We start from the raw sequence: 24,716 nt of genomic DNA, 5'->3' as shown, positions 1-24,716 counted from the left end.
GGGCCTATGCTTCGAGCAGGCAATTGCCCTCGCCCACCGAAAGCGCCCTCCACATGTACCAACCCGCTCATTTCGTTTCGAAAGAATTGGCCCAGGCCAAGCGCTTGATGGCCGCCTACCCCTTGGCCTTGCTGCTGGGCCCCGACGCCCAGGGCCAGAGCTTTGGCACCCATGTGCCACTAACCGTCATCGAAGGTGAAGATCTGGTGATCGAAGGCCATATGGCGCGCGCCAACCCGCATTGGGCCTGGCTGGCGGCTTTGCATGAGAAGGGCCTGGAGGTACACGCTGTCTTCAATGGCCCCGGCGCCTATGTGTCGCCCAGCCACTACGACAGCGCGCTGAATGTGCCGACCTGGAACTACGCCGCGGTGCATCTGTATGGCCGCTTGGAGTTGGTGCAAGAGCCCGAGGCCAAGGACGCCTTGTTGAAACGCCTGATCGCCCAGCACGAGCCCGGCTATGCCGCGCAATGGCGCGCCTTGCCTGCGGACTTTCAGCAGAAGTTGTTGGGCGCCATCGTCGGCTTTCGCCTGCATGTGCAGCGCTGGGAAGGCAAGTTCAAGCTGAGCCAAAACCGCAGCGCCGCCGAGCGCGCCCGTATTCAAACCGCCCTGGCCAGCGGCACGCCCAGCGAGCAAGATGTGGCGGCTTGGATGGCGCATCTGGGGATTTGAGAAACATGCTTATCGGGCAGGCACTGCAGCCCGGGCAGCCGCCGGGCTCATGGCTCGGGGGTCTCCCCTCGCGGGTCGACTTCCCTGCGCTGCTCTCAGCTTGGGGCCGGCGCAGAACTCACTGCACTCGCTGCGCTCGTTTCGTTCAAACATGCTGCGCCAAGTCAGAAGTTGGAGCGCGCTGCGCGCGCCCCAAGCTGCTGCGCTGCTCGGCCCCTCACAAATCGCCCAGCAACTGCCCGGGCCGCAGTGCGCTTGCATGGCAAACGGTTGGCGTCCTCAACGAGGATGAACGCCCAGTCCGCAGGTGGCTCGGCCCGCCGACCGGCGATTTGTGCACGGCCGAGCGCGCAGCGGAGCGGGTCAGGCGCGCGCAGCGCGCTTCAACTTCTGACTTGGCGGCACTTGTTTGAGCGCAGTGAGCAGCGCGAACGTAGCGAGTTTGCCGCCGCTGACCCGCGCAGAGAGCAGCGAGGGAAGTCGGCTCGAAAGAGCCGACCCGAGCACCATGAGCACGACGGCGGGCCGGGCCACCGAAGCGAACCAGCCCAGACATCAGATTTCCACTCTTCACATTTTGGCAAACACCATGACGCCCATCATCCCCATGCAAGTGACCCCACTCACGCTTCAAGGCCCACATCTGCGCCTGGTACCTCTATCACTCGAGCATTTGCCGGGTTTGACCGAAGTCGGCCTGGACCCAGACTTGTGGCGCTGGGTGCCGAATCAAGTGCGCAGTGCCGCCGATATGCGGGCTTATGTGGAACAAGCGCTGGCCGAGCAAGCGAGCGGCAGCAGCCTGCCTTTTGCCCTGGTGTTGGCGGGGCCGGATCAGAAAGACGGCCCCATCATCGGCTGCACCCGCTTCGGCAATATCTCGCTGCGTGACCGCCGGCTGGAAATCGGCTGGACTTGGGTCGCCAAAGCCTGGCAGCGCAGCTGCGTCAACACCGAGGCCAAGACGCTCTTGCTGACTCATGCTTTTGAGACGCTGGGGGCACACCGGGTTGAGTTGAAGACCGACTTTCTGAACGAGAAATCGCGGGCCGCCATCGCCCGCATCGGCGCGCAGCAAGAAGGCATCTTCCGCCGCCATGTGCAGACCGACACTGGCCGGGTGCGCGACACCGTCTACTTCGCCATCATCGACAGCGAGTGGCCCGAGGTGAAACAGCGCTTGCAGCAACTGGCTGCGCGCCAAAGCGCATGAAGGCCGAGGCAGACAAGCCCTCGCCTAGCGAGGGTCAGGTCTTGCTCAAGCATGAGCTGGACGAGGTGGATTGGCTCGCGCTGGTCGATGTGTTTGAGCGTGCGCCGCTGGGCACCCGCGACCCCAAGCTCTTGGAGCAGAGCTTTCGCAACAGCAGCGTGTCTTGCTTTGCCTATCGCGAGGGCCAGATCGTCGGCGCTGGGCGGGCCTTGAGCGACCGGCTGACATGGACGGTGATCTTTGACGTGGCGCTGGCGCCCGAGGTCCAAGGTCTTGGCTTGGGCCGCGCCATCATGCAAGACCTGCAAACTCGCGCGGGTGGCGCCCATGCGATGCTGTATGCGGCCCCGGGCAAGGAGCCGTTTTATGAACACCTGGGCTTTCGCCTCATGAAAACCGCCATGGCCCAGTTCGCCAACCCTGAGCTCGCCCGAGATCGAGGCTTCACCGACTGACTGAGCTTGCAAGGGCGCACTGGCAGCCAACGACGCTGCACCAGCAACCATTCAGCCGCGCAATCCGCCACTCGCCGCTTTTTCTCCAAAAGGTGGCATGGCGCTGCCCATAATCCGCCCCAGTCCATAACAACAAGACTGGAGCTTGCAATGTCAGACCGACACCGGACCCGGCTGGGTGCCATAGCGGGCATCGCCTTGGCGGGGGCGCAGCTAGGCGCATCGGCCATCGCAGCGCCCGCCCCGCTCAGCAGCACGGAGTTGACCCGGCCCTGCCGCATCGAGGGCGTGGCCAATGAGCTGCAATGCGGCAGCATCAAGCGGCCCTTGAATCCGGCCGAAGCGCAGGGCACGCAGATCGACATCCACTTCGTGGTGGTGCCGGCGATGGCGCGCAACAAGCAGCCCGACCCGGTGCTGGTGCTGGCCGGCGGGCCCGGCCAGAGCGCCATCAACATCGCGCCGACGATGATCAGCCGCCTGGCGCGGCTCAACAATCGCCGCGACCTGGTCTTCATCGACCAGCGCGGCACCGGCAAGTCCGCGCCGCTGCAATGCGCGGACGAAGAGCAGCTGCCCATGGCCGAAGGGCTGGACGCGAACGCCCAGTTCCAGCGCCTGGAGCGCTGCCGCCAAGACCTGAGCAAACTGCCCTATGGCGATCTGCGCTACTTCTCCACAACCGTCGCGATGCAGGACTTCGAGGCCGTGCGGGTGGCGCTGGGCGCCCCGGCCTGGAACCTGATCGGCGGCTCCTACGGCACGCGGGCCGCGCTGGAATACCTGCGGCTGTTCCCGGCCCAGGTGCGGCGCACGGTGATCGACGGCGTGGCGCCGTCCGATATGGCCTTGCCGGCCAGCTTCTCCACCGACGGCCAAGCCGCGCTGGAAGCCAGCTTCAAGGCCTGCGAAAAAGAGCCCACTTGCGCCTCGCAGTTCCCACAGCTGCGCCAGCAATGGGCCGGTCTCTTGCAAAGCCTGCCGCGCAAAATCAGCGTACAGCATCCGCTGACCGGCTTGCCGGAAAGCTTCACGCTCAGCCGCGAGATGCTGCTGCGCGCGGTTCGTCTGCCGCTCTATGCTCCACCGCTGGCCTCCGCCCTGCCCTCGGCCATTGCGGCCGCCAGCCAAGGCCGCTTTGAAGGCTTGCTCGGACTGTCCAGCGCCTTTGGCGGCGGCCGCGCCGGCAAGCTGGCCCAGGGCATGCACTTCTCGGTGGTCTGCGCCGAAGATATGCCGCGTTTGGCTGACAGCAAAGACGCCGCTGGCGCGGACTTTGGCCAAGACCAGGCGCAGTTCTACACCCAGGCCTGCAAGAACTGGCCACGTGCGTCCATTGCCCCCGACTTCTACAAGCTGGCGCCGGCCCCTTCGCCGGTGCTGCTGCTCAGCGGCGGTGCCGATCCGGTGACTCCGCCTCGGCATGGCGAACGCGTCGCTAAAGCCCTGGGCGCCACCCAAGCCCAGCGGGTGCAACACATCGTCGTGCCCGAGGCCGGCCACGGGGTGATGGGTCTGGGCTGCATGCGTGATCTCTTGTTCCGCTTCATCGACGCCAAGAGCGATGCGCAGGCCCTGCCGCAAGACGCCAGCTGCGCCAGCAAGATCCCGCGCCCCACCGTCTTCCTGCCGCCGCAGCCCGCGGCCTCGACCGGCGCCGCCAACAGCAGCGCCAAGCAAGGGCAATAACCATGATTCAGATTGAAAACGTCAGCAAACACTTTGTCTCGCGCAGCGGCGGCTCGCTGCTGAAGCGGCCGAGCAAGCAAATCGTGCACGCCGTGCAAAACGTGACGGTGCAGGCGCCCAGCGGCCGCATCACCGGCCTGCTCGGCCCCAACGGCGCCGGCAAGACCACCACGCTGCGCATGTTGGCGGGCCTGTTCCCGCCCGACAGCGGCCGCATCAGCGTGGACGGCATCGCCGTGGCCGAGCAGCCGCGCCAGGCGCTGGCACGCATGGGCATCCTCGGTGATGCCCATGGCCTGTACCCACGTTTGTCGGCACGCGAAAACATCATCTACTTCGGCAAGCTGCAAGGCATGGAGGCCGACGCCGCCAGCGCCCGCGCCGAGGAGTTGGCGCGTTTGCTGGACATGCAGGCCATCCTCGACCGCCGCGCCGAAGGCTTCAGCCAGGGCGAGCGGATGAAGACCGCGCTGGCCCGCGCTCTGGTGCATGACCCGGCGAACATCGTGCTGGACGAGCCCACCAACGGCCTGGACGTGCTGGCCACCCGCTCGCTGCGCGAGGCCTTGCGGCATCTGCGCTCGCCCGCCGGCGGGGCCAAATGCATCGTCTTCTCGACCCACATCATGCAAGAGGTGGAGCAGCTCTGCGAACACGTGGTGATCGTGGCGCATGGCCGCAGCGTGGCCGAGGGCACGGTAGAGGAGTTGCTGGCCCTGGCCGGTGAACACAAATTCGAAGATGCCTTCGTCAAGCTGGCCTTCGGGCCGCAGACGGCTGCACAGAACAAGAGCCTGGAGGTGGCCGCATGAGCCAAGCAAACACGACGATGCTGCGGCATTTTTGGACTGTGCTGAGCAAGGAAGTGGTCGACGCCTTGCGCGACCGCCGCACCCTGCTGCGCTTGACGGTGCCGGCGGTGCTGATGGGGCCGCTGCTGCTCTTGGCCTTGTCGGGCCTGATCAGCTCGCTGGAAGAGCGCGCCGACAAGCGCGAGATCATGGTGGCCGGCATCGAGCATGCGCCAACGCTGCAGAACTATCTGCAGCGCCAGACCTACACCATCAAGACAGCGCCGGCAGACTACGAAAAGCGCTTGCGCGACAACAAGCTGCTGGAACCGGTGCTGGTCTTGGACAAAGACTTCGAGCCCAAGCTGCGAGCCGGCCAGCAGCCCACCGTGGAGCTGGTCAGCGACAGCGCCAACCAGCGCGCCAACAGCGGCGTCGGCAGCTTGAACCGATTGATGAACGGCTTCAACCGCGAACGGGCCTCGCTGAATCTGGCCTTGCGCGGCGTATCGACCGAGCTGCTGCAGCCGGTGCAGGTGGAAGAGCGCGACTTGGCCAGCGCCCAGGCCCGCGCCACCCGCATCACCAGCATCATCCCGATGTTCATCATCATGGCCGTGCTTTACGGCGCGCTCACGGCGGCACTAGACAGCACCGCCGGTGAACGCGAGCGCGGCTCGCTGGAGCCCTTGCTGATGAACCCGGTGCAACACCTGGCCCTGGTGCTGGGCAAATGGGGCGCGGTGGCCTTGCTGGGCATGTTGGTGGCGGTGCTGTCTTGCCTGAGCTTCATCCCGGCGCAGTGGCTGCTCAGGAGCGACAGCTTGCAAGCCATGTTCCAGTTCGGCGGGCGAGAGGTCGTGGCCTTCTTGTTGCTGCAGCTGCCGCTGGCGGCGGGCTTGGGCGCGCTCTTGATGGCGTTTGCGATTCGCTCCAAGACTTTCAAAGAGGCCCAAGCCGGCAGCGCCCTGGTGATCACCTTGGTGGGCATGGCGCCCATGGTCAGCATGCTCAACCCTGGCGGCGACGCACCTTGGTATTTGTGGATGCCAGGTCTGGCCCAGAACACTTTGATGATGCTGGTCTTGAAAGGTGAGCCACTTGGCTTGATGCAAGTGCTGCCCAGCGTGCTGGTGGGCTTGGGGCTGACCGCCGGCTGTCTCTTGTTTGTGGCGCGCTCGATGCGCGGCGCTGTGTCTCGCTGAAACGCAAGACCCGGCTGGCCTGAACAGTCTGGCGGGCCGGGCCTTGCCGTGCGGCGAATGCACGGAAATGCCGCCCAACTTTATTGCAAGGCTTGCGAGGCGATCGCTATGATCGATCGCACTCAAGCCGGAGTTGGTCGCGTTTTTGAAAACAAGCTCCGGCGCCCCTCGGGAGACCCGCATGTGGCATGGCGAATTGAGCTTTGCGCCGGACGAGACAGATGAGCCCAGGCCCGCATCGACCGATGACTGCCTCGCTGGCAGTGCGGCATCCATCCCAGCGGCCTGCGGGCAGGACTGAGCCGACCCCATGCGCCTGTGGCCGCGCACCTTCAAGCATCAGCTCAGCCTGATCTTCGGCCTGCTGCTCTTGCTAGCCCTCGGTGTGCTGAGTGCCTTCAGCGCGCAGCAGCAACAGTCACGCGCCCGCCAAGCGGTCGAAAGCGAGGCTCGCATGCTGGCCCGTGGCCTCAGCGAAGCCAGCACCAATCTGATCATCACCAGCAACCCGGAGGCACTGCAGGCGCTGGCTTTGTCCTTTGCGGACATCGAACCGGTGCGTCGCATCGGCATCTTTGGTCCTCAAGGCCAGAGCCTCAGCGAGGTGCAGCACGAAGCCGGGCAAGCCGCCCAGGTGGTGCTCAAGCCGCAAGAGAACATGCCCAGCGCCTTGTTGCCGCAAATGGCGACCTCGCCCGATGGCTCGCGGCTGATCGCCTGGCAACCGGTGCTGGCGGGCGAACGGCTGTTGGCCTGGATCTGCATTGAGTTTGACCTGACAGCGCTGCGGCAACTGGGCCACAGCATCTGGCTCAACACCTTCTTCGTGGCCGTGATCGCGGTGCTTTTGTGCCACTGGCTGCTGCGGAGCTTTTTGCGCCGCCCCATGGCCAGCCTGGACGAAGCGCGCCGCTTTGCCACCGAGTTGGCCGACGACTTGGGCCACGCCAAGCTGGAGCTGAGCGGCCCGCAAGAGTTTCTGGAACTGCGCCGGGCCTTGAACGACACCTCGGTGCTGCTGCAGCAACACATGATCTTGCTGCACGACAGCGTCGACACCCATCTGGCCCAAGTGCGCCAGCTGGCGGCTCAAAACGACCAGCTCGGCGCCATCTTTGCCAACAGCCCCGATGGGCTGCTGACCTTCAACCGAGCCGGCAAGATCGAGTTCAGCAACCAGGCTTTTCTGCGCCTGACCGATCTGCGCGAAGACGAGGTGCTGGGCCTGGACGATCTGGGTCTGGACGCCAAGCTGCGCGAACGCGCCCTCGACGCCCATGAGTTCTCGGGCCTGGCCGCCAGCTTTGGGCCGGAGGGGCAAAGCCTGACCCTGCGCGGCGACCGGCCTCGCGTGCTGGCCATCAGCGGGCGCCAGCCGACGGCCTCGGCGGTCAGCCTGGTGCTCTATGTGCGGGACGAGACCCGTCAGCATGAACTTGACCGGATGAAGTCCGAGTTCCTCTCACTGGCCGCGCATGAGTTGCGCACGCCCATGGCCAGCATCTTCGGCTTCGTCGAGCTGCTGCTGAACCGCGAGTTCAGCGAGGCCAAACGCCTGGATTTGCTGAACCGCATTCATCGGCAGAGCAAGCTGATGATCAACATCTTGAACGAGTTGTTGGACCTGGCCCGCATCGAGGCGCGCGGCGCAGCGGACCTGCACTTTGAGCTGCTGGATCTGGGCGAGTTGCTCCACCATGTGCTGAGCGACTACAAACCGCCGCAGGGCCGTGCAGCGCCCGAAGTGGGGCCGGCGCCCGGACCGATGCCGGTCTCGGTGGACCGGCAGAAGATGCAACAGATTCTGCTCAACACCCTCTCCAATGCTTACAAGTACTCGCCCGGCGGTGAGCCGGTGAGCATCCGGCTCTTGGCGGCGGCATCGAGCGGGCCGGACGAGGGCCGCAGCCGTTATGGCATCGAGATTCGCGATCAGGGCATCGGACTGTCGGCCGAACATCTGGCGCGCATGGGCGAACGCTTCTTCCGCGCCGACACCTCGGGCCATATCCCGGGCACCGGCCTGGGCGTCAGCATCGTCAAAGAGCTGCTCGAACTGATGGGCGGACGGCTAGAGATCAAGAGCACGCTCGGCCAGGGCAGCAGCTTTGGCCTGTGGCTATGAGCGCATAGCTAGCCGCTTGCCATTCAATGCAGGCCGAGGGCGCGCTGCACCTCATGCTGCCAAGGCAAAGCGTGGACGATTTCATTCAATTGCAGCACCGACTCCATCGGAGCCAGCACCTCGCCATCGGCATTGAGGAACTGCAAATTGGTGATCAAGGCCATGGGATCGACCATGGCCACCACGCCGGGCGGCAGGCTGATCCAATCCCAGGCTACACCGGCCACGGCCTGACCCTCGGCCCCTTGCCACAGGGTTTGCCCCAGGGAAGGCCGCCGGCCGTCGCCTGCCACCAACACTTGCGTACTCAAATGCGCGAACTGCAGATTCGGCGCACGTTGCGCCTCGCACAAAACTCTAGGCCAAGCGTACACAATCCAGGCTGGGGTCATATCTAAAAATAGTGGTTGAGGGGGTGGAAGCAGCAGTCTTCGGCCGTTCGTCTAAAGTTCACTCAGTGTGCAGACGAGCGGCTCGGCTTGCTAGCTGTAAACCTTGTCAGGGATGCAACGGTGGAGTCGCTCGTCCTAGCCTGGACGCGACAGCCTTTGGACGAAAGCGGAGTGATGCTGCAGGGGGGATACCAGTCGGTGCTTGAAGCCCGTAGCCGGGATGCGTTTTTCCAAGAGGTTGAACGCTTCACCAAGGCTATGGAATTCGAGACCTTCAATGCCATGACCGTGGTAGACCACGCCCTGGGCCGGTCTGAGTTCATCAGCGTGGATAACTGCCCCCCAGGATTCTCTGAAGCTTGGAATGATCCGGCGCTGGGTATGCGTGATCCCGTCATGCAGCACTGCAAAAAGCAAAGCGTGCCCATCGTATGGAATCAAAAGACCTATGTGGACCAAGGGGCCGGAGAACTGTGGGAAGTCCAGGCTCGATACGGATACCGAACGGGGATTTGCCTTGCTTTACACCTGCCAGAAGGTCGCCACTTCCTGCTAGGTATGGATCGAAGTGATGATCTGCCAAGCGATCCAGTGCAGCTCACTCGCATGGTGGCAGACATGCAGTTGTTCGCAGTGCACGCGATGGATACGGCCTTGCGCGTTTTGCTACCCCCCGAACAACAACTCGAACGCCCCCACCTAACCCCCCGAGAGTTGGAAGCATTGCGTTGGACCATGGATGGCAAGACGGCCTGGGAAGTCGGCACCATCATGAGCATCACTGAGCGAACCGCTGTTCTTCACATCAGCAACGGCATGCGTAAGCTGGGATGTAACAACAAGCATCAAGCGGTTCTGAAGGCCTTGCGCTTGGGCTTGATACGCTAGAGTTCTGCCTGCTGTTTTTCTGCACACTGTAAGAGTTGACAGTTACCTGTTTGGGTCTGGCTTGCTGAAATGCCTTTGTGCACCTCACCGCACGCCAACCCTCGGAATCAGCCATGCAGAACCATCAATCGACACTGAACGATCAACAGAAACCTAACCACGCAGGTCCAGTTGAGTTAGACGCCAGCTTGCTCAAGTTGGTCAGTGGAGGCGGATCTCCTAAAGGTACCTGGGGTGCGGCTAGTGCTCCGATTTCAACCGAGCCCTCGCCAAAGGGATCTTGGTAATTCAGTTGTATTCGCTGTCATCGCTTTTGCATGGGGAGGCTAGAGGCTGACACGGCCTCAGACCGGCCCCATGCTTTTTCGTTCTCAAGCCCTCCTTGGCCAGCAACAAGCTTGGCTGGGCAGCATTCAATTGCTGCGCCCTTTGTCACTCCGACTGCTGAGTGCCCTGGCCATCACGGCCGTCATCGGCGTTGGCGCCTTTTTGACGCTGGCAGAGACCACCCGCAAGGCCCGCATCAGCGGCAGCCTCGTGCCCGATCGCGGGGTGCTGCGCATTCAAAACAGCAGCGTGCAGCCGGCCACCGTCTTGCAGCGCGAGGTCAGCGAAGGCCAGTCGGTGAAGGCCGGCGATGTCTTGTTTGTGCTGAGCCTGGACAGCACCAGCCAGAGCAATGAGGGCATCGCCCGCAATCTGACGGCCAGCCAAGACAGCCTGCAAAACACCGCCGAACAAGAGCGCCAGTTAGCGCACACTCAGCAGCAAGCGCTGAATCAGCGCAGGCTGGGGCTGGAGCGAGAGCTGCAGTTGCTGAAGGCGGAAAGCAGCCTGCAGGCCGAAAGACTGGCGCTGGCGAGCGAGACTTTGGCGCGCCAGGAGCAACTCAGCCGAGACAACTTCATCTCTGCCGCACAGCTGCAAAGCAAACGCGAAGATCTCTTGGCCTTGAAGGCCCAGGGCCAAGCGCTGGAGCGGCAGCGCGAGTCGCTGCAGCGCGACTTGCAGGCCACGCAAAGCGAGGCGCGCCAATTGCCGCTGCGAGCCGAGGTGCTGCAGGGCGAGATTGCCCGTGACCGGGCCGAGCTGGGCCGCCTCGGCCTGGAAACCGAGAACCGCCGCCGCCTGGTGCTGCGCGCGCCCAGCGATGGCATCGTGGCCACCTTGCTGGCCGAACCCGGCCAAAGCGTGGCCAGCGGTGCCGCCCTGGCCAGCCTTTTGCCGGCTCGCACCGAGATGCAGGCGCAGCTCTATGCGCCCTCTAGCGCGGTGGGCTTCTTGCGCCCCCAGCAGTCGGTGCATCTGCGCTACCAGGCCTTTCCCTACCAAAAATTCGGCCTGCAATACGGCCGGGTGCTGCAGGTCTCGCGCACACCTTTGCTGCCGGCCGAGCTGGCCACCTTGCACCTGCCGGCCGCGCTCAGCCAGAGCCAGCAGAGCGAACCGCTGTATCGTGTCACCGTCGGCCTCGACGCCCAAACGGTCCAAGCCTATGGCGAAGCCCAGCCGCTGTCGGCCGGCATGCAGTTGGAGGCCGATGTGCTGCTGGAGCGGCGCCGGCTGATCGAGTGGATTTTTGAGCCGCTCTTGAGCCTGGCCCATCGTGTCTGAACTGAGCTTGTTTCAACGCTTGCATCTGGGCTGGCGAGGCCCGCGTTCGCGCACGCCGCTGCTATTGCAGACCGAGGCGGCCGAATGCGGCCTGGCCTGCTTGGCGATGGTGGCGCATCGCCACCGGCTGCATCTGGATCTCGCCCAGCTGCGGGCGCGCTTTTCGCTCTCGCTCAAGGGCGCCACCATGGCGGACTTGGTGCGCATGGCGTCCGATTTGGGCCTGAGCAGCCGGGCCTTGCGGGCCGAGCCCGAACATTTGGCGCAGTTGCAATGGCCGGCCATCTTGCACTGGGACTTCAATCATTTTGTGGTGCTGGTCGAGGTGCGGGGCGAACAGGCCTTGATTCACGACCCGGCCCATGGCGCCCGGCGCATGAAGCTGAAAGAGCTATCAGCGCATTTCACCGGCGTAGCGATGGAGCTGCGCCCGGCGGCGAATTTCAACCCGCAGCCCCCTGCCCCACGCCTGCGCTGGCGGCAGTTGTTCGGCCCCATCATCGGCCTGAAACGCTCGCTGCTGGAGATCTTGGGCCTGGCGCTGGCTCTGGAGACGCTGGCCCTGCTTTCGCCCTTTTTCCTGCAATGGGTGGTGGATGGCGTCTTGGTCAGCGCCGACCGCGACCTGCTGGTCACACTGGGCCTGGGCTTTGGGCTCTTGGTCGGCTTGCAAGTGGCGGTGGGCGCTTTGCGCTCCTGGGCGGTGCTGTATCTCTCAGCCAATTTGAATGTGCAGTGGCTGACCCAGGTTTTCGGCCATTTGCTGCGCCTGCCCCTGGCTTGGTTTGAAAAGCGCCATCTGGGCGATATCTGGTCGCGCTTTGGCAGCGTGCAGCAGATCCAACGCACCCTCTCCACCCGCTTCGCCGAAGCGGTGTTGGATGGCCTGATGGTGCTGATCACCCTGGCCATGATGGCGGTCTACAGCCCGAGTTTGAGCGCGGTGGCGCTGCTGGCGGTGGCTGGCTATGGCCTGCTGCGCTGGGCCTTCTTCAGGCCGCTGCGCGAGGCCTCGGAAGAAGCCTTGGTGCATGAGGCCAAGCAGAACAGCCATTTCCTGGAATCGCTGCGCGGCGCTCAAGCCATCAAGCTCTTCAATGCCGAGGCCGAGCGCAGCGCCAGCTTTGCCAATCGGGTGGTGGAGCAAATGAACGCCGGCGTGGCGGTGCGGCGCTTGGACTTGTGGATGGATGTGGGCCACAAGCTGCTCTTCGGCATCGAGCGCGTGGCCATCATTTGGTTGGGCGCCTTGCTGGTGCTGGACCGGCAGCTTTCGGTCGGCATGCTGTTCGCCTTCTTGGCCTACAAAGAGCAGTTCACCCTGCGCCTGGCCGGCCTGATCGACAAGACCGTGGAGCTGAGCATGCTGGGCCTGCAGGCGCAGCGGCTGGCGGACATTGTGCTGAGCGCGCCAGAACAAGACGCCGCTGCGGCTCGTCCACAGCCCAATCCCAAGGCCTCTGCAGCGCCCGCTGCCCTGGTGCTGAAGGACTTGAGCTTCCGCTATGCCGACGGCGAGCCCGAGGTCCTCCAAGGCTGCTCCTTGCGCATCGAACCGGGTGAGTCGGTCGCCATCGTCGGCAGCTCGGGCTGCGGCAAAACCACGCTTTTGAAGCTGATGCTGGGCATACACCCCGCGCAAAGCGGCCAGATTCTGCTGGGCCAAGAGCCGCTGCAAACGCTGGGCCTGGAGGCCTGGCGGCAGCGCATTGGCACGGTGATGCAAGACGACCAGCTCTTCGCCGGCAGCATTGCCGACAACATCAGCTTCTTTGACCCCGACGCCGACCCAGCCTGGGTGCGCGAGTGCGCCCGCCTGGCCTGCGTGCAAGAGGACATCGAGACCATGCCCATGGGCTTTCAAAGCCTGATTGGCGATATGGGCAACAGCCTCTCGGGCGGCCAGCGGCAACGGGTGCTGTTGGCCCGCGCGCTCTACAAGCGGCCGCAGTTTTTGTTCTTGGACGAGGCCACCAGCGCCCTGGATGTGGAGCGCGAACGCGAGGTCAACGCCTCACTCAATAACTTAAAGATCACACGGATACAAATCGCCCACAGGCCAGAGACCATTGCCTCGGCGCAGCGGGTGATTCGGCTGGAACAAGGGCGGGTGCAGGACTGAGCCCGTTTGAACAGCGGCGGCGCTTCGCTATCGCCGTGATCAAAAGTCTCAAATAGACCCGCAGCGCGGGTCTGCGTAGCATGAGCAGCTCATCACAGGAACACGCTCATGGCCAAGACCGCCAGCTTCGGCATTCTTCATCTCTGCACCTCTTTCGGGGTGACCTATGCCTTGACCGGCAATGTGGCCATCGCCGGCGCGGTGACTTTTGTGGAGCCGCTGGTCAACACGGTGATGCATCACTTCTTCGATAAATACTGGGCGCACCCCAAGTTGCAGGCCGTCTGGGCCCAGCTGCGAGGCCGCAGCCGGGCTGCGGAGCAAGTCCCTTCAGCAATGCTCAATCAGGCTTGACCTTGGCGCGCGCCAACACCGGCTTCCAGCGCTGCTGCTCCTGAGCAATAAAGGCCGCGAACTGCGCCGGCGTGTTGCCCACGGCCTCGGCCGCATCGGTGCTGAGTCGCTCGGCCGAGCTCTTGCTTTGAATGGCCTTGGCGGCCTCGGCCGCGAGCTTGTCGGCATGCGCCGGCGCCAGATTGGCCGGCGCCATCAGCCCGTACCACTGCGTCATCTCAAAGCCCGGGAAGCCCTGCTCCGCCACGGTGGGCACATCGGGCAACTGCGGCAAACGGTTTTTCGAACCAGTGGCCAGACAGCGCAATTTGCCGGCCTTGATGAACTGAAGAATGGCGGGGGCGCCGACCGAAGCGGCGTCGAGCCGCCCGGCCAACAAGTCGGTCAGCTGCGGCCCCGTGCCCCGGTAAGGCACGTGCACCATGAAAAGCTCGGCGGCCATTTTCAGGTACTCCATGGCCAGGTGGCCCGCGCTGCCATTGCCGGCCGAGCCGTAGTTGTAGCGGCCCGGTTTGCTGCGCACCAGGGCGACAAACTCCTTCAGGTTTTTGACCGGCAGGTCCGGATGCACCACATAGAGACTGGGCACCTTGGCCAACAAGGTGATGGGCTTGAAGTCCTTGACCGGGTCATAGGGCAGCTTGTCGTAGATGTAAGGGTTGACGGCCAGCGTGCCGATATGACCCAGCACCAAGGTGTGCTGGTCTTCGGCGCGGGCCACCTCGGCCATGGCGATATTGCCGCCACCACCGGGCTTGTTCTCGACATAGACGGTTTGGCCCAAGGTCTTGCTCAGCTCATAGGCGGTGGCGCGGGCCACGATCTCGGAGCTGCCACCGGGTGCGAAGGGCACGACCAAGCGGATGCTGCGGTTGGGCCAGGCCGCGCCTTGGGCGAAGGCGGGCAGGCCCAGCAAGCCAGCGCCACCCGCTGCCAAGCCTGCGAGGCCGGCCCTGAGAAAGTCGCGGCGCTCGGCCGAGTCTGGGTCTGCGTCGAGAGACTGAAATAGGTCCGTTGGCGTGGGCATCATCGTGGCTGTCTCCTGCTGGCTTGGTTTCCAAGCAGTCTAGACCTCGCCACCCGGCCGGGGCTACGTGCTGCCCACAAGCGGGTAAACCTGCAGGCTCAATCCTGCAAAGCGGGTCCAGCGGACCCACTGGGCTGGGTTTCGCGCTCCATCCAACCCAGCCAGCGCATCGCCTGCTCGCGGTTCTCGCCGCACATCAGGGCCGAGGGCTGCAGCGAGCCGCAGACTGCCGGGCGCTCGGGCTGGCCAAAAATCTTGCAGCGGTCTTGCTCGTCGAGCTGAATGCAGCGCACGCCGGCCGGCTTGGAAATGCCATTCACCACCGGCATGCCAGGGATGGGAGAACTGATGGAGGGGGCGATGCAACAGGCGGCGCAATGATCACGGCATTTCATGGCGCAATTGTCCTTCGAGAGCGGCAGCAAAGCCCGCACTTATCCACAGGCCCGCGTAAAATTCAAGGTTTGCCCGCGCTGGATTTTCACAGGCGCTGCGGCCCGTGTTTTCAAGGCGAATCAGCTCATGCAATACCCCAAGGAATTTGATGTCATCGTGGTCGGCGGTGGACATGCCGGCACCGAGGCCGCGCTGGCCGCCGCCCGCATGGGCTGCGCCACCCTGCTGCTGACGCACAACATCGAGACCCTGGGGCAGATGAGTTGCAACCCCTCGATCGGCGGCATCGGCAAGGGCCATTTGGTCAAGGAAGTCGACGCCCTGGGCGGCGCCATGGCGGCCGCCACCGACGAGGCCGGCATTCAGTTCCGCATTTTGAATGGCTCCAAGGGCCCCGCCGTGCGCGCCACCCGTGCTCAAGCCGACCGGGTTTTGTACAAGGCCGCCATCCGCTACCGGCTGGAAAACCAGCCCAATCTCTGGCTCTTCCAGCAGGCGGTGGACGATCTTTTGGTGGAGTCCGATGGCACGACTGAGCGCGTGGTCGGCGCCGTCACTCAGATGGGCTTGCAGTTCCGTGCCCGCGCAGTAGTGCTGACCGCCGGCACCTTTCTCGATGGCCGCATCCACGTCGGCCTGCAGAACTACGCCGCCGGCCGCGCCGGTGATCCGCCGGCCATCAGCCTCTCGGCCCGGCTGAAAGAACTGAAGCTGCCGCAAGGGCGCCTGAAGACCGGCACGCCGCCGCGCATCGACGGCCGCTCGATCGACTTTTCCAAATGCGTGGAGCAAGACGGTGACCTGGACCCGCTGCCGGTCTTCAGCTTCATGGGCCAGGCTTCGCAGCACCCGCGCCAAGTGCCTTGCTGGATCACCCACACCTCGGAGGCCACGCACGCCATCATCCGCTCCGGCTTTGACCGCAGCCCGATGTTCACCGGCGTGATCGAAGGCGTGGGCCCGCGCTACTGCCCCAGCATCGAAGACAAGGTGAACCGCTTCGCCGACAAGGACAGCCACCAGATCTTTCTGGAACCCGAGGGCCTCACCACCCACGAGTACTACCCCAACGGCATCTCCACCTCCCTGCCCTTCGACATCCAACTGGCCGCCGTGCGCTCGATTCCGGGCCTGGAGAACGCCCACATCATGCGGCCCGGCTACGCCATCGAATACGACTACTTCGACCCGCGTGGCCTGAAGTCCAGCTTCGAAACCCGCGACATCGCCGGCCTCTTCTTCGCTGGCCAGATCAATGGCACGACCGGCTACGAAGAAGCCGCCGCTCAAGGCCTGTTCGCCGGCTTGAATGCCGCCCTGCAAGTGCGCGGCCAAGGCCCCTGGTTGCCCGGCCGTGACCAAGCCTATCTGGGCGTGTTGGTGGACGACCTGATCACCAAGGGCGTGACCGAGCCCTACCGCATGTTCACCAGCCGCGCCGAGTTTCGCCTGCAGCTGCGTGAAGACAACGCCGACATGCGCTTGACCGAAGCCGGCCGCGAACTGGGCTTGGTGGACGACGCCCGCTGGGAAGCCTTCAACCGCAAACGCGATGCTGTTTCACGTGAAACAGAGAAGCTGAAGTCGACCTGGGTGCACCCCAGCATCCTGCCGGCAGCCGATGCCGAGCGCCTGGTCGGCAAAGCGCTGGAACGCGAATACAACTTCATCGACCTGCTGCGTCGCCCGGGCGTGGTCTACGACACCCTGGCCGAAGTGGCCAGCATCGCTCGGCCCAATGCCGGTGTTTCACGTGAAACACTGAAGGCCGAGTTGGGCGAGACTTTGGCTGAAGCCGTGATCGAGCAAGTCGAGGTCAGCGTCAAATACGCCGGCTACATCAACAAGCAGACCGAAGATGTGGCCCGCGCCTCGCACTACGAGAATATGCGCTTGCCGGAAGACCTGGACTACTCGCAAGTCAGCGCCCTCTCCTTCGAGGCGCGCCAAAAGCTGGGCAAGCACAAGCCCGAAACCCTGGGCCAGGCTTCGCGGATTTCTGGCGTCACACCCGCATCCATCTCTTTGCTGCTGGTGCATTTGCGCAAGCACCGCTTCAAGGGTTTTGGCACCGATGGCCAAACTCAAGCCCAAACCAGCACCCAAGACAGCGCAGCCTGAATCTCAAAGCGCCACCGCGTCACCCAAAAGAAGAATCCCAAGATGACCGATCTCGCCCCTCTGCGTCAGCCCCTGGCAGACGCCGCCGCCCGTTTGCAACTCGACTTGAGTGCTCAGCAGCAAGAAGCCCTGCTGGCCTATCTGGCCTTGATCGCCAAGTGGAACAAGGTCTACAACCTGACCTCGCTGCGCGACCCGCAAGCCATGCTGACCCATCACCTGATCGACAGTCTGAGCTTGCTGCCGGCCCTGCGTCGACACGCGGCGGGCAAGCCGCTGCGCTTGATGGACGTGGGCAGCGGCGGCGGCCTGCCGGGCGTGGTCATCGCCATCTGCAACCCCGAGATCGACGTCACCTGCGTGGACGCCGTGGCCAAGAAAGCCACCTTCATCAAGCAAGTGGCGGCGGAGCTGCGTCTACCCAATCTGCATGGCGAGCATTCGCGGGTCGAGGCGCTGAAGACGGCGCCCTTTGACTTGATCACCTCGCGCGCCTTTGCTTCGCTGCTGGACTTCACCACCCTCACCCGCCAGCACCTGAAGCCGGGGGCTGAATCAGGTTCCATCTGGTTGGCCATGAAGGGCCAACACCCGGCCGAGGAAATCGCCGCCCTGCCGGCCGACCTGGATGTGTTTCACGTGGAACAACTGGAGGTTCCGAACCTGGATGCCCAGCGTTGTTTGATCTGGATTCGACCAAAAAACTAAGGCGGCATCACGCCAGCCAAGCCCTCAGCGTTTAAGCTGTCGACGTTCACCTATTCCCGAGCAAATGGCCAAGATTTTCTGCGTTGCAAACCAAAAAGGCGGGGTCGGCAAGACCACCACCACCGTCAACCTCGCCGCCGGCTTGGCCAAGGTCGGCCAACGCGTGCTGGTTGTGGACCTCGACCCTCAAGGCAATGCCACCATGGGTTCGGGCATCGACAAGCGCCAGTTGGAGCTGAGCGTCTATGACGTGCTGTTGGAATCCTGCAGCGTGGCCGAAGCCAAGCAACACAGTGAAAAAGCCGGCTACGACGTCTTGGGCGCCAACCGCGAACTGGCCGGGGCTGAGGTGGAATTGGTCGACCTGGAGCGCCGCGAACGTCGTTTGAAGACCGCCTTGGCCGCCGCCAAAGACGATTACGACTTTGTGCTGATCGACTGTCCGCCCTCGCTGTCGATGCTGACGCTGAACGGCTTGTGCTGCGCTCACGGCGTGGTCGTGCCCATGCAGTGCGAGTATTTTGCTCTCGAAGGCTTGTCGGACCTGGTCAACACCATCAAGCAGGTGCATGCCAACCTGAATCCCGACCTGCAAATCATCGGCCTGCTGCGGGTCATGTTCGACCCCCGCATCACCTTGCAAAACCAGGTCAGCGATCAACTGAAGAGCCACTTCGGCGACAAGGTGTTCGACTCCGTCATTCCGCGCAATGTGCGCTTGGCCGAAGCGCCCAGCTACGGCCTGCCCGGCGTGGTCTTTGATCCCTCATCCAAAGGCGCGCATGCCTTCGTGGACTTCGCACGTGAAATGGTGCGCCGCGTCAACACGATGTGATTCAGGAGCAAGCCGGCTTGGTCGATGAAGCGCTGGCGCGTCGCGCCGAAGAAGCCGGGCTGAACGCCAGCGCACCGCCGCAGCAAAGAACGGTGGATGGCTGGCTGATCCGCCTCTCCCCCGGCAAGGCCAAACGCTCGCGCTGCATCAATGCGCTGGCCCAAGGCAGCCTGCCTTTGGACGAACTGCTGGCGCGCAGCGAGGCCGCCTTCAAGGCCGCCAAATTGCCGCTTATCGTCCGCGTTACGCCTTACAGCCAACCGGCAAATCTTGACGAGCTCTTGGCCGCCAAAGGCTGGCTGGCTTTTGATTCAGCCGATGTCTGGGTGCTGAATCGCATCGACGCCCAGGGCCCTGAGGACAGCGCTGGAGAACATCGTTTGGAACGCCTGGAGGCGGAAGCCTATGCCACCCTGGTCGGCGCCCTGCGCGGCTCATCCGCGACCGCCATCGCCGCCCACGCCGAGCGCATGAAAAAGTCGCCTGTGGTCTATCGGGGCTTTGCCCTGCGAGATGCGCAAGGCGCCCTCCTGGCTTGCGGGCAGTTCGCCCGCGAAGACACCCTCGTCGGTCTGTACGACATCTTCACGCCGCCTGAGCAGCGCGGTCGTGGTCATGCATTTCAGCTGTGCAGGCAGTTGCTGCAAGAGGCTCGAGCCGAAGGTGCTAAGCAAGCCTATCTGCAAGTGGGTTCGGATAACGCGGTGGCCCAGCGTGTTTATGCGCGCCTCGGCTTTGTTTTTGCCTACCGCTATCACTACCGCAGCCCGGAGTCGGTGGTCGACTGAGCGCCCTGCCTTCAGTCGCGCGGCTTCCAGACCTTCAGCAAGATATGGCGGGTGAAGCCCGGCACATAGTCGTGCACATGGGCGATGCAGACATAGCCCAGATGCTCATCGATCTGCGCCGTGTCGTCCGACAGGGTTTCGATCAAGGCGTCAATACAGCCGCGTTGCAGCGCTTGGGCCTCTAACTGGCGCAGGCATTTGCTGCCCAAGCCCTGGCCGCGATGCTCGGCCTCGACCCACAGATAGTTGATGTAGAGCCGCCCGAACTCGGTGCGGCCCTGGGCGCCCGCCAAGAGGCGCTCGCCTTCATACAAGGCGCAAGCGATGTCGCGTGCATCGCTGCCCTGAGCTTGCTGGCGGCCGTACAGCAAGACGCCCGCGCGTACCGCATCCAAATCGGCCTGCGGCACTTCGGCATCACGCCGCCAAATCAAAGACTGATCAGCCGAAGTCACCTGAGCCTCTCAATGCCCTTAGGGCGATTAAAGGCCCAGACCCTCATCAAGCCCCAAGTGCACATTCATCGCCTGCACAGCGGCCCCGCTGGCCCCTTTGCCGAGGTTGTCCAGGCGAGCCATCACCAAGACCTGGGTCTCGGAGCCAAACACGAACAGGTCGACCCGGTTCGTGTCATTGCAACCCTGCACATCGAAGAAGCCGCAGGCCAAGGTGTCGGCATCGCGCAGCGGCATCACGCGGATGAAGCGTTCACCGGCGTAATGGGCAGACAGCGCGGCATGAATATCCTCAGCGCGCGCACCAGCGCGCAACTGGCTCAGGTGCAGCGGCACGGTCACCGCCAGGCCTTTGTAGAAGCTGCCGACGATGGGCATGAAGACCGGCGCGTTTTTCAAACCGGTGTGCGCCATCATCTCGGGCAGATGCTTATGCGCCAGGCCCAGGGCATAAGGACGGGGTGAGTTCAGCAAAGCATTGCCGCCCGCTTCGTACTCGGCAATCATGCTTTTGCCGCCACCGGAATAGCCGGTGATGGAAGTGGCCGAAACCAAAGCGTCCGGGCTCAGCAGACCGGCATCGACCAGTGGGCGCAGGGCCAGAATAAAGGCCGAGGCATGGCAGCCGGGGTTGGCGATGCGTTTGGCGGCGCGCAGTTGCTCGCGCTGGCCCTTGGCCAACTCGGGCAGGCCAAAGGCCCAACCCGGCACGGTGCGGTGCGCGGTGCTGGCGTCGATCAAGCAAGTATTGGGATTCGTGATCATGGCGGCCGCTTCACGTGAAGCCGCATCGGGCAGGCACAAAAACGCCACATCGGCCGCGTTCAACAAACGCGCACGTTCAGCGGGGTCCTTGCGCTTGTCGGCGTCGATGCGCAGTACTTCCACATCGCTGCGCGCCGCCAGATATTCGTGAATACGCAGCCCCGTCGTACCCTCTTGGCCATCCACAAAAACCGCGTAAGTCATGATCTCTCCAGCACAATCAAATTCAAAGACAGCTAAGCATAAGGCAAGCCCATGAATCAAGAACACCGAGTGCTGCTCTTACCCGGTTGGCTGAACTCTGACCCCGCGCATTGGCAGAGCCTGTGGGAGCAACAATTTGGTTTTGAGCGCGTCGAACAGGCCGACTGGGACTGGCCGCGCCGCGGCGACTGGATGGCCCGCTTGGATGAAGTTTTGCTCGGCGACGAGCGCTCCGCCTTGCTGGTCGCCCACTCGCTGGGCTGCCAATTGGTGGCCAGCTGGGCCGAGCATTCGCGCCATACCGCACGGGTGGCCGGCGCGCTGCTGGTGGCGCCGCCCGACACCGAGCGCGCGGACATGCCGCCGCAGCTGCATAACTGGCGACCCATTCGGCGCAGGCGCCTGCCCTTCCCCAGCATCGCGGTGATCAGCAGCGATGACCCCTTTTGCGCACCCGAGCGCGGCAGTGCCATGGCCGCCGACTGGGGTTGCCGATTGGTCGAGGCCGGGCCACGAGGACACCTGAACAGCGAATCAAAGCTGGGCGACTGGCCAGAGGCTCAGGCCTGGCTGGCCGAATTACGGGCCTAGACAACGGTAAGAGACAATCGCACCCATGGTCACAAAAAAACCCAAAGGCCTCGGCCTCGGCCTTGAAGCACTGCTCGGCCCCAAAGTCAGCGATTCCGAAGCGGCCGCCGCCCGCGAAGGCAGCCCTAGCGCCTTGCGCCTGGAACAGATGCAAGCCGGCAAGTACCAGCCACGCACCCGCATGGACGAAGGCTCGCTCTATGAGCTGGCCGAGAGCATCAAGGGCCAGGGCATCATGCAGCCCATCCTGGTGCGACCCATCAAGCCGCCTTCAGACCTCAGCGAAGTGCGCTACGAGATCATCGCCGGTGAACGCCGCTTCCGGGCCGCCAAGCTGGCCGGTTTGCGCGAGGTGCCGGTGCTGGTCAAGGCCGTCCCCGACGAGGCCGCGGCCGCCATGGCCCTGATCGAAAACATCCAACGTGAAGACCTGAATCCGCTGGAAGAAGCGCAAGGCCTGCAGCGCCTGGTGAACGAGTTCCACCTGACCCATGAGCAGGCCGCGCAAGCGGTGGGCCGCTCGCGCAGCGCCGCCAGCAATCTGCTGCGCCTGCTGCAATTGGTGGAACCGGTGCAAAACATGCTGATGGCCGGCGATATCGACATGGGCCACGCGCGTGCGCTGCTGCCTTTGGACGGCGCCCATCAGATCACCTGCGCCACCGAGATCGCCGCCAAGAAGCTCAGCGTGCGCGAGGCCGAGAAGCTGGTGTCACGCCAAGGCGCAGGCCGGCAGACGCCGCTGCTGCGCGTCAAAGGCGACAAGAGCCGCGATCTCTTGCGCTTAGAAGAAGAGTTATCTGATCTGTTGACCGCCGTCGTCGAGGTGCGAGTCAAGAAGCGCACCAAGCGCGGCGAACAAGGCGAGTTGTCGATTCAATTTGGATCGCTCGATGAGCTGAACGGTCTGATCGACCGTCTGCGCGGCCCGCAATAAGTCGGCATCCGTCGCAAGGCCAAGCGCTAGTTTGCTTGGCCAACTTTCTAATCTACACCGACTGCGGCCACGCCGACCGCGCTGCCGAAAAATTGCCTTGTTTTCGCGACAGCCTTTGCAGCAGTTCTCGCAAGGCCTAAGCAGGCCACAAGCAATCGGCGTAGCATCGCATCCAGAATTGCTCAGCAAGCAGTTTTGTACCAAGCTGAACTCTGGCCTTTTCATTCGTTCAATGGAAGCCCAAGAGTTCAAGCTCTGAGCAAGGACTGACAGAGCCGCTCTCGGAAAGCTCTGATGACGCCCCAGCCCTCGCGCGCCCGATGTGGCCCGCACGGGACGCCATCAGAACTTCCCAGCCGGCACATAGCCACCCTGTGTGTCTGTGTGTCGCCTGGGCCCAACCGGAGGCCAGAGCATGGACGTGATCAGCAGTTTCACCAAGCGCTATGAACGCACCCGCGTCGAAGAGATGTCTCTTGAAGACTATCTCGCGGAATGCAAAAACAACCCCATTGCCTACGCAAGCGCCGCCGAGCGAATGCTGCAGGCGATTGGCGAACCCGAGATGATCGATACGCGCAACGATGTGCGCCTGTCGCGTCTGTTCGCCAACAAAACCATCAAGATCTACCCCGCCTTCGCCGAGTTCTACGGGCTTGAAGAGGCGATTGAACAAGTCGTTAGCTATTTCCGCCATGCCGCCCAGGGCTTGGAGGAAAAGAAGCAGATCCTTTATCTGCTCGGGCCTGTGGGCGGCGGCAAGAGTTCGATCGCCGAACGCCTCAAGCAGTTGATGGAGCAAGTGCCCTTCTATGCCTTGGCCGGCTCGCCGGTGAATGAGTCGCCGCTGGGCTTGTTCGACCCCGCCGAAGACGGCCCGCTGCTGGAGAAGGAATACGGCATTCCGCGCCGCTACCTGAACCGCATCCTCAGCCCCTGGGCGGTCAAACGCCTGGATGAGTTTGGCGGCGACATCCGCCGCTTCAAGGTGGTGAAGCGCTACCCCAGTGTGCTCAAGCAGGTGGGTGTGGCCAAGACCGAGCCGGGCGACGAAAACAACCAGGACATCAGCTCTCTGGTCGGCAAGGTCGACATCCGCAAGCTCGAGACCTTTGCGCAGGACGACCCCGATGCCTACAGCTACTCCGGCGGTCTGTGCCTGGCCAACCAAGGTCTGCTGGAGTTTGTGGAAATGTTCAAAGCGCCCATCAAGGTGCTGCACCCACTGCTGACCGCAACGCAAGAAGGCAATTACAAAGGCACCGAAGGCTTTGGCGCGATTCCCTTCGACGGCATCGTGCTCGCGCACTCGAACGAGAGCGAGTGGAAGACCTTCCGCAACAACAAGAACAACGAAGCCTTCCTGGACCGCATCTACATCGTCAAGGTGCCGTACTGCCTGCGCGTTAGCGAAGAGGTGAAGATCTACGAGAAACTGATCCGCAGCTCATCCCTGGCCGAGGCCAAGTGCGCCCCCGGCACACTCAAGATCATGAGCCAGTTCGCGGTACTGACTCGGCTGAAAGAGCCGGAGAACTCCTCGCTGTACTCCAAGATGCAGGTCTACGACGGCGAGAGCCTGAAGGACACCGACCCCAAGGCCAAGAGCTTCCAGGAGTACCGCGACTACGCGGGGGTGGACGAAGGCATGAGCGGCATCTCGACCCGCTTCGCTTACAAGATCTTGTCCAAGGTCTTCAACTTCGACTCCTCCGAAGTGGCGGCCAATCCAGTGCACCTGATGTATGTGCTGGAGCAGCAGATCGAACGCGAGCAATTCCCCACCGACACCGAGCAAAAGTATGTGGGCTTCATCAAGGAGCTGCTGGCGCCACGCTATGCCGAGTTCATCGGCAAAGAGATCCAAACCGCTTATCTGGAAAGCTATAGCGAGTACGGCCAGAACATCTTTGACCGTTATGTCACTTATGCCGACTACTGGATCCAGGACCAGGAGTACCGCGACACCGACACCGGCGAGGTCTTTGACCGCTCGGCCCTGAACGGTGAGTTGGAGAAGATCGAAAAGCCCGCCGGCATCAGCAACCCGAAAGACTTCCGCAACGAGATCGTCAACTTCGTGCTGCGCGCCCGCGCCAATAACGCTGGCAAAAACCCGGCCTGGACCAGCTACGAAAAGCTGCGCACGGTGATCGAGAAGAAGATGTTCTCCAACACCGAGGAGTTGCTGCCGGTCATCAGCTTCAACGCCAAGGCCAGCACCGACGAGGCCAAGAAGCATGAGGACTTCGTCAATCGCATGGTCGGCAAGGGCTACACGGCCAAGCAGGTTCGACTCTTGTGCGAATGGTATTTGCGCGTCAGAAAGAGTTCTTGAAGCCAGCCTGGCCCCTGGGTGCGCCT

The 24,716-nt window shown here is 63.3% G+C and carries 23 protein-coding genes; 18 read left to right on the top strand and 5 right to left on the bottom strand.

Annotated features, from left to right (window positions below; translation table 11 throughout):
- Positions 1 to 53 precede the first annotated feature (53 nt).
- The 7 genes from LNV06_RS11500 (at position 54) to LNV06_RS11470 (ending at position 8,155) form a co-directional block, all read left to right on the top strand.
- Complete coding sequence (locus tag LNV06_RS11500; protein WP_263538425.1) at positions 54 to 677, top strand: FMN-binding negative transcriptional regulator; 624 nt, start codon at positions 54 to 56, stop codon at positions 675 to 677.
- Positions 678 to 1,266: 589 nt separating this feature from the next.
- Entirely contained in the window at positions 1,267 to 1,890 is a 624-nt protein-coding gene (locus LNV06_RS11495) for a GNAT family N-acetyltransferase (RefSeq protein ID WP_263538424.1), read from the top strand.
- The gene (locus LNV06_RS11490) at positions 1,887 to 2,345 is read left to right on the top strand and encodes a GNAT family N-acetyltransferase (RefSeq protein WP_263538423.1); all 459 of its coding nucleotides are present in this window, start codon (positions 1,887 to 1,889) and stop codon (positions 2,343 to 2,345) included. The genes LNV06_RS11495 and LNV06_RS11490 overlap by 4 nt, the downstream gene beginning before the upstream one ends.
- A 150-nt stretch (positions 2,346 to 2,495) precedes the next feature.
- A complete protein-coding gene (locus LNV06_RS11485) occupies positions 2,496 to 4,034 on the top strand; it encodes an alpha/beta hydrolase (RefSeq protein WP_263538422.1) in 1,539 nt (512 codons plus the stop codon).
- A gap of 2 nt (positions 4,035 to 4,036) precedes the next feature.
- On the top strand, positions 4,037 to 4,846 hold the full coding sequence (locus LNV06_RS11480; protein ID WP_263538421.1) for an ABC transporter ATP-binding protein: 810 nt from the start codon (positions 4,037 to 4,039) through the stop codon (positions 4,844 to 4,846).
- Positions 4,843 to 6,030 (top strand): ABC transporter permease, encoded by a 1,188-nt coding sequence (locus LNV06_RS11475; RefSeq protein ID WP_263538420.1) that lies wholly within the window; start codon positions 4,843 to 4,845, stop codon positions 6,028 to 6,030. The genes LNV06_RS11480 and LNV06_RS11475 overlap by 4 nt, the downstream gene beginning before the upstream one ends.
- 310 nt (positions 6,031 to 6,340) lie before the next feature.
- Complete coding sequence (locus LNV06_RS11470; protein WP_263538419.1) at positions 6,341 to 8,155, top strand: sensor histidine kinase; 1,815 nt, start codon at positions 6,341 to 6,343, stop codon at positions 8,153 to 8,155.
- Between the two features lie 23 nt (positions 8,156 to 8,178).
- Here LNV06_RS11470 and LNV06_RS11465 read toward each other — a convergent pair whose 3' ends face one another.
- Positions 8,179 to 8,466, bottom strand: coding sequence for a DUF4902 domain-containing protein (locus tag LNV06_RS11465; RefSeq protein WP_263538418.1), 288 nt, complete (start codon positions 8,464 to 8,466; stop codon positions 8,179 to 8,181).
- 237 nt (positions 8,467 to 8,703) lie between these two features.
- Between LNV06_RS11465 and LNV06_RS11460 the strand changes: the two genes are divergently transcribed.
- From LNV06_RS11460 to LNV06_RS11445, 4 genes are all read left to right on the top strand, one after another.
- Positions 8,704 to 9,435 carry a helix-turn-helix transcriptional regulator gene (locus tag LNV06_RS11460; RefSeq protein ID WP_263538417.1) on the top strand — a complete coding sequence of 244 codons (732 nt, stop codon included), beginning with the start codon at positions 8,704 to 8,706 and terminating at the stop codon, positions 9,433 to 9,435.
- A gap of 357 nt (positions 9,436 to 9,792) precedes the next feature.
- The gene (locus LNV06_RS11455) at positions 9,793 to 11,049 is read left to right on the top strand and encodes an HlyD family secretion protein (RefSeq protein ID WP_263538416.1); all 1,257 of its coding nucleotides are present in this window, start codon (positions 9,793 to 9,795) and stop codon (positions 11,047 to 11,049) included.
- A complete protein-coding gene (locus LNV06_RS11450) occupies positions 11,042 to 13,171 on the top strand; it encodes a peptidase domain-containing ABC transporter (protein WP_263538415.1) in 2,130 nt (709 codons plus the stop codon). The genes LNV06_RS11455 and LNV06_RS11450 overlap by 8 nt, the downstream gene beginning before the upstream one ends.
- Before the next feature lie 108 nt (positions 13,172 to 13,279).
- On the top strand, positions 13,280 to 13,525 hold the full coding sequence (locus tag LNV06_RS11445) for a DUF2061 domain-containing protein (RefSeq protein WP_263538414.1): 246 nt from the start codon (positions 13,280 to 13,282) through the stop codon (positions 13,523 to 13,525).
- On the opposite strand, the gene LNV06_RS11440 is transcribed toward LNV06_RS11445, so the two are convergent.
- Both LNV06_RS11440 and LNV06_RS11435 read right to left on the bottom strand, forming a co-directional pair.
- Entirely contained in the window at positions 13,512 to 14,555 is a 1,044-nt protein-coding gene (locus LNV06_RS11440; RefSeq protein WP_263538413.1) for a Bug family tripartite tricarboxylate transporter substrate binding protein, read from the bottom strand. The two genes, LNV06_RS11445 and LNV06_RS11440, sit on opposite strands and share 14 nt — an antisense overlap.
- 95 nt (positions 14,556 to 14,650) lie before the next feature.
- On the bottom strand, positions 14,651 to 14,947 hold the full coding sequence (locus LNV06_RS11435) for a YkgJ family cysteine cluster protein (protein ID WP_263538412.1): 297 nt from the start codon (positions 14,945 to 14,947) through the stop codon (positions 14,651 to 14,653).
- 127 nt (positions 14,948 to 15,074) lie between these two features.
- Between LNV06_RS11435 and mnmG the strand changes: the two genes are divergently transcribed.
- The 4 genes from mnmG to LNV06_RS11415 all read left to right on the top strand — a co-directional run bounded on the left by mnmG (position 15,075) and on the right by LNV06_RS11415 (position 19,400).
- A complete protein-coding gene (gene mnmG / locus LNV06_RS11430) occupies positions 15,075 to 17,069 on the top strand; it encodes a tRNA uridine-5-carboxymethylaminomethyl(34) synthesis enzyme MnmG (RefSeq protein ID WP_263538411.1) in 1,995 nt (664 codons plus the stop codon).
- Between the two features lie 42 nt (positions 17,070 to 17,111).
- Positions 17,112 to 17,777 carry a 16S rRNA (guanine(527)-N(7))-methyltransferase RsmG gene (gene rsmG / locus LNV06_RS11425; RefSeq protein ID WP_263538410.1) on the top strand — a complete coding sequence of 222 codons (666 nt, stop codon included), beginning with the start codon at positions 17,112 to 17,114 and terminating at the stop codon, positions 17,775 to 17,777.
- A 64-nt stretch (positions 17,778 to 17,841) separates the two neighbouring features.
- A complete protein-coding gene (locus LNV06_RS11420) occupies positions 17,842 to 18,612 on the top strand; it encodes a ParA family protein (RefSeq protein WP_263538409.1) in 771 nt (256 codons plus the stop codon).
- Positions 18,609 to 19,400, top strand: coding sequence for a GNAT family N-acetyltransferase (locus LNV06_RS11415; protein WP_263538408.1), 792 nt, complete (start codon positions 18,609 to 18,611; stop codon positions 19,398 to 19,400). The genes LNV06_RS11420 and LNV06_RS11415 overlap by 4 nt, the downstream gene beginning before the upstream one ends.
- An 11-nt stretch (positions 19,401 to 19,411) precedes the next feature.
- On the opposite strand, the gene LNV06_RS11410 is transcribed toward LNV06_RS11415, so the two are convergent.
- A complete protein-coding gene (locus LNV06_RS11410; protein ID WP_263538407.1) occupies positions 19,412 to 19,855 on the bottom strand; it encodes a GNAT family N-acetyltransferase in 444 nt (147 codons plus the stop codon).
- A gap of 27 nt (positions 19,856 to 19,882) precedes the next feature.
- Complete coding sequence (gene argC / locus LNV06_RS11405; protein WP_263538406.1) at positions 19,883 to 20,824, bottom strand: N-acetyl-gamma-glutamyl-phosphate reductase; 942 nt, start codon at positions 20,822 to 20,824, stop codon at positions 19,883 to 19,885.
- A 51-nt stretch (positions 20,825 to 20,875) separates the two neighbouring features.
- On the opposite strand from argC, the gene LNV06_RS11400 reads away from it, so the two are divergent.
- From LNV06_RS11400 to LNV06_RS11390, 3 genes are all read left to right on the top strand, one after another.
- Complete coding sequence (locus LNV06_RS11400; protein ID WP_263538405.1) at positions 20,876 to 21,415, top strand: RBBP9/YdeN family alpha/beta hydrolase; 540 nt, start codon at positions 20,876 to 20,878, stop codon at positions 21,413 to 21,415.
- A gap of 25 nt (positions 21,416 to 21,440) precedes the next feature.
- Complete coding sequence (locus LNV06_RS11395) at positions 21,441 to 22,352, top strand: ParB/RepB/Spo0J family partition protein (RefSeq protein ID WP_263538404.1); 912 nt, start codon at positions 21,441 to 21,443, stop codon at positions 22,350 to 22,352.
- Between the two features lie 415 nt (positions 22,353 to 22,767).
- A complete protein-coding gene (locus LNV06_RS11390) occupies positions 22,768 to 24,690 on the top strand; it encodes a PrkA family serine protein kinase (RefSeq protein ID WP_263538403.1) in 1,923 nt (640 codons plus the stop codon).
- Positions 24,691 to 24,716: the final 26 nt, after the last annotated feature.

The organism is Paucibacter sp. Y2R2-4 (assembly GCF_025717535.1).
Taxonomy (GTDB): domain Bacteria; phylum Pseudomonadota; class Gammaproteobacteria; order Burkholderiales; family Burkholderiaceae_C; genus Paucibacter_A.
The sequence above is the reverse complement of the archived record's forward strand: the minus strand, read 5'-3'. Positions and strand labels throughout refer to the sequence as shown.

What these genes read in the sequence shown, in the direction of transcription:
- LNV06_RS11500 (WP_263538425.1), top strand. Translation starts at nt 54, where the DNA reads ATGTACCAACCCGCTCATTTCGTTTCGAAAGAATTGGCCCAGGCCAAG.
- LNV06_RS11495 (WP_263538424.1), top strand. Translation starts at nt 1,267, where the DNA reads ATGACGCCCATCATCCCCATGCAAGTGACCCCACTCACGCTTCAAGGC.
- LNV06_RS11490 (WP_263538423.1), top strand. Translation starts at nt 1,887, where the DNA reads ATGAAGGCCGAGGCAGACAAGCCCTCGCCTAGCGAGGGTCAGGTCTTG.
- LNV06_RS11485 (WP_263538422.1), top strand. Translation starts at nt 2,496, where the DNA reads ATGTCAGACCGACACCGGACCCGGCTGGGTGCCATAGCGGGCATCGCC.
- LNV06_RS11480 (WP_263538421.1), top strand. Translation starts at nt 4,037, where the DNA reads ATGATTCAGATTGAAAACGTCAGCAAACACTTTGTCTCGCGCAGCGGC.
- LNV06_RS11475 (WP_263538420.1), top strand. Translation starts at nt 4,843, where the DNA reads ATGAGCCAAGCAAACACGACGATGCTGCGGCATTTTTGGACTGTGCTG.
- LNV06_RS11470 (WP_263538419.1), top strand. Translation starts at nt 6,341, where the DNA reads ATGCGCCTGTGGCCGCGCACCTTCAAGCATCAGCTCAGCCTGATCTTC.
- LNV06_RS11455 (WP_263538416.1), top strand. Translation starts at nt 9,793, where the DNA reads ATGCTTTTTCGTTCTCAAGCCCTCCTTGGCCAGCAACAAGCTTGGCTG.
- LNV06_RS11445 (WP_263538414.1), top strand. Translation starts at nt 13,280, where the DNA reads ATGGCCAAGACCGCCAGCTTCGGCATTCTTCATCTCTGCACCTCTTTC.
- LNV06_RS11440 (WP_263538413.1), bottom strand. Translation starts at nt 14,555, where the DNA reads ATGATGCCCACGCCAACGGACCTATTTCAGTCTCTCGACGCAGACCCA.
- LNV06_RS11435 (WP_263538412.1), bottom strand. Translation starts at nt 14,947, where the DNA reads ATGAAATGCCGTGATCATTGCGCCGCCTGTTGCATCGCCCCCTCCATC.
- mnmG (WP_263538411.1), top strand. Translation starts at nt 15,075, where the DNA reads ATGCAATACCCCAAGGAATTTGATGTCATCGTGGTCGGCGGTGGACAT.
- rsmG (WP_263538410.1), top strand. Translation starts at nt 17,112, where the DNA reads ATGACCGATCTCGCCCCTCTGCGTCAGCCCCTGGCAGACGCCGCCGCC.
- LNV06_RS11420 (WP_263538409.1), top strand. Translation starts at nt 17,842, where the DNA reads ATGGCCAAGATTTTCTGCGTTGCAAACCAAAAAGGCGGGGTCGGCAAG.
- argC (WP_263538406.1), bottom strand. Translation starts at nt 20,824, where the DNA reads ATGACTTACGCGGTTTTTGTGGATGGCCAAGAGGGTACGACGGGGCTG.
- LNV06_RS11400 (WP_263538405.1), top strand. Translation starts at nt 20,876, where the DNA reads ATGAATCAAGAACACCGAGTGCTGCTCTTACCCGGTTGGCTGAACTCT.
- LNV06_RS11395 (WP_263538404.1), top strand. Translation starts at nt 21,441, where the DNA reads ATGGTCACAAAAAAACCCAAAGGCCTCGGCCTCGGCCTTGAAGCACTG.
- LNV06_RS11390 (WP_263538403.1), top strand. Translation starts at nt 22,768, where the DNA reads ATGGACGTGATCAGCAGTTTCACCAAGCGCTATGAACGCACCCGCGTC.